Origin of the sequence: Thermovirga sp. (genome assembly GCA_012523215.1) — a bacterium.
In the GTDB taxonomy this organism is placed as follows: domain Bacteria; phylum Synergistota; class Synergistia; order Synergistales; family Thermovirgaceae; genus 58-81.
The window spans coordinates 1-3,013 of sequence record JAAYIZ010000288.1 but is presented as its reverse complement, the minus strand read 5'-3'; the positions used below and the strand labels follow the sequence as shown (position 1 = coordinate 3,013).

At 58.9% G+C, this 3,013-nt stretch carries 4 protein-coding genes; 2 read left to right on the top strand and 2 right to left on the bottom strand.

The genetic code is table 11. From position 1 onward, the window contains the following. Both GX108_07830 and GX108_07825 read right to left on the bottom strand, forming a co-directional pair. Window positions 1-124 (bottom strand): sulfite exporter TauE/SafE family protein (locus GX108_07830; protein ID NLO56938.1); only part of this gene is annotated, 124 nt, incomplete at its 3' end. Beyond that, entirely contained in the window at window positions 121-612 is a 492-nt protein-coding gene (locus GX108_07825) for a hypothetical protein (protein NLO56937.1), read from the bottom strand. The genes GX108_07825 and GX108_07830, both read right to left, overlap by 4 nt. Before the next feature lie 113 nt (window positions 613-725). Between GX108_07825 and GX108_07820 the strand changes: the two genes are divergently transcribed. Together GX108_07820 and GX108_07815 are read left to right on the top strand one after the other, a co-directional pair. Then, window positions 726-2,924 (top strand): copper-translocating P-type ATPase, encoded by a 2,199-nt coding sequence (locus GX108_07820; protein ID NLO56936.1) that lies wholly within the window; start codon window positions 726-728, stop codon window positions 2,922-2,924. After that, on the top strand, window positions 2,925-3,013 hold an 89-nt coding region (locus tag GX108_07815), incomplete at its 3' end, for a heavy-metal-associated domain-containing protein (GenBank protein ID NLO56935.1).

The window sequence follows — 3,013 nt, the reverse complement described above, 5'->3', positions numbered from 1 at the left end:
TGCGGGGTGAAAGCCCCTCCTTCTGGATGAAGGAGAAGGCCGCCAAGTTGGCAGCAAGGGGGCAGGGGCTCACCGAAGCCAGCACACCCAGCCATAGGGCGGAAAGGGCCGTCAGTATGCTCATTGGGTCTCACCCTTTGATGTGAAGGAGTCTATCTCCCGAAGCATGTAGCCCCTGAAAGCCTCCGGATCCCCGGCCAGATCCCAGACGCCGGTCAGGTTTTCCCATCGGTATATCCTGCCTTCCGACTCCTGGGCCAGGACGACGGAGGTGGAGAAGAGTCCCAGTTCCAGGACATACCTTTCGTTTCCCTTTTCCTCCACGTTGACATCCCGAAAGGAAAAGGGCGACATCTTTTCAGGGTCGGATTTCAACAGGTCCAGCGTCATACCCCTGATTTTGTCGCACACGGAACAGGGGGTGTTCCCCTCGAAGAAGTAAATGACCAGTTCAGCGAAGCCGCGGGGTGATACGGCCTCGCCCGCGGTGACAGCCCCGCCGCCGCCATTGCCTCCGCATGCGAGGTCGCCGTAAATGTCAAAACCCGCGCGGGCCAGGCCCGCAAAGGCCAGGAAAAGTACCAGGTAGCCGGCAATTTTTTTGTAGTTCATGGTCCCTCCAGGTTTGGACGAAAGGGTGATGTCCACTTGCGATAAATATACCATGAAGGGTATAATTATCGCAAGAGTCGGACTGGTAGCGCGCATAGGGGAGGTCGCTTTTGATGAAAAATAATGGAAACGACGGGAAGATCGGTAAGAACGATAAGAACGGCAAAGAAAAGACTACCCTGAGAATAACCGGGATGACCTGCGCTGCCTGCTCCGGCGCCGTTGAAAGGTCACTGCGAAAGGTGGAGGGGGTCGACTTCGCGGCGGTCAATCTCGCGACGGAGACCGCCCTCGTCGTGCACGATGAGAAGGTGGCCCGGGAAGATCTGCAAAAAGCGGTCGAAAGGGTGGGCTATGGCACCTCCGATGAACCGCCCGAGGAGATCGACAGGATCAGGTACCTCAGTTCAAGGAGGAACCTGTTCCAGGCCCTGGTGGTGACCGTCCCCCTGATGGTCCTGATGCTCTTTCACATGGCTGGATTCCACCTGCCCTGGTTCCCCGCCCTTGAACTGGTCGCGGCCGGTTTCGTCGTCTTCTACGTGGGGAGGGGAAGCATAAAGGGAGCCTGGATAGCCGTGACCCACTTCCATACGAACATGGATACCCTCATCTCGCTGGGCGCGGCTTCCGCGTGGGCCACGACGCTACTGTACATCCTGGGGATTCCCATCGCCTCCTTTGGAAGCATCGGCGCTATGATCGTCGCCCTCCACATTTCGGGAAGGTTCATCGAATCCTCCCTGAGGGACAAGGCGGCCAAGGAGATCAAGAATCTCCTCAAATTGAGGGCCGTCGAAGCTAGGGCCCTCATCGATGGCAAGGAGGTACGGGTACCCATTGAAGCCGTCACGAAGGGGATGACCATCAAGGTAGGGCCCGGCGACAGGGTGCCCGTCGATGGCGAGATCCTCTCGGGGCGCTCCTCCGTTGACGAATCGATGATCACCGGTGAACCCATCCCAGTCCTGAAGGAAAAGGGGGCATCCGTCACGGGAGGGTCCTCAAACCTGACCGGCGAGATGATCATCACCGTGACCAGGACCGGGGAGGATACATTTCTTTCGAAAATGGTTTCCCTCGTCCAGGAGGCCCAGGGTTCCAAGATACCGATCCAGGCGTTGGCCGATGCAGTCACGAGGGTGTTTGTCCCCGTCGTGACTCTTCTTGCCCTATCCGCCGGGGTCCTGTGGTTTCTTTACTTCGACCGGTTCTACCCCTTCGTGTCTTCGGCCAGGGTTTACCTGCCCTGGGTCTTGGAGACGGAAAGCAGGCTCTCCTTTGCGGTTTTCGTCTTCGTGGCCACCATGGTCATAGCCTGTCCCTGCGCGCTGGGCCTGGCGACGCCGATGGCGCTCGTAGCAGGGACGGGCCTCGCGACGAAGCGAGGCCTGCTGATCAGGAACGCCGAGGCCATCCAGACGACCAAGGACATCGGCGTTGTGCTGATGGACAAGACGGGTACCCTGACGGAGGGGAACCCGTCGGTCACCTTTCATAACCTGTCCCCCGACGACCTCGCCGCCGCCGCAGCGATCGAGAAAAGTTCGGGTCATCCGCTGGCCAAGGCGATTACGGCTTCCGCCGGTGAAGACCTCCCTTCCGTGGAAAATGTCCAAGAGGTCGCCGGCAAGGGGGTCACCGGGTTGGTCGGGGGCATCAGGTACGAGGTAGGCAAACCGGACTCCTACGATGGCTATTCGGGGTACCTCGAAGCCGGCAAGACCGTGGTGGAGGTCGATAGGGAAGGGGTCGGTGCGGGTTTCTTCGCCATAGAGGACAGGATCAGGGATGATTCATCTTCCGCTGTAGAAGGGATGAAGGCCCTGGGGCTCCTGCCGGTCATGGTGACCGGCGACAACGAGGCCACCGCAAGGGCGGTGGCTCGACAGGTGGGTATCACCGAAGTCCTTTCCGGTGTGAGACCCGAGGATAAACTTGACATCGTCAGGACCTACCAGGCGGAGGGGAAAAAGGTGCTCATGATTGGGGACGGCATCAACGATGCGGCGGCTCTCAAGGGTGCCGATATCGGGATGGCCATCGGGTCCGGTATGGATCTCGCGATCGACAGCGCCGACATAGTGGTCATGAGCGGCGGCATATCGAAGGCCCTGGAGAGCATCAGGATATCGGAACGGACCTTCAAGGTGATAACCAGGAACCTTTTCTGGGCTTTCCTGTACAATATCATAGCCATACCGGTGGCCATGGCCGGGATTCTCCACCCCGCCATCGCCGAAACCGCCATGGCCTTCAGTTCGATATCGGTGGTGTTGAATTCACTGACCATAAGGAAGGGGGAAATCTGAATGAGCAAGGAGTATTCCTACAGGGTACCGGATATGTCGTGCGGTCACTGCGTCAAGAGGATAACCGGGGTCCTGGAGTCGATGGGAGT

What these genes read in the sequence shown, in the direction of transcription:
- GX108_07820 (NLO56936.1), top strand. Translation starts at nt 726, where the DNA reads ATGAAAAATAATGGAAACGACGGGAAGATCGGTAAGAACGATAAGAAC.
- GX108_07825 (NLO56937.1), bottom strand. Translation starts at nt 612, where the DNA reads ATGAACTACAAAAAAATTGCCGGCTACCTGGTACTTTTCCTGGCCTTT.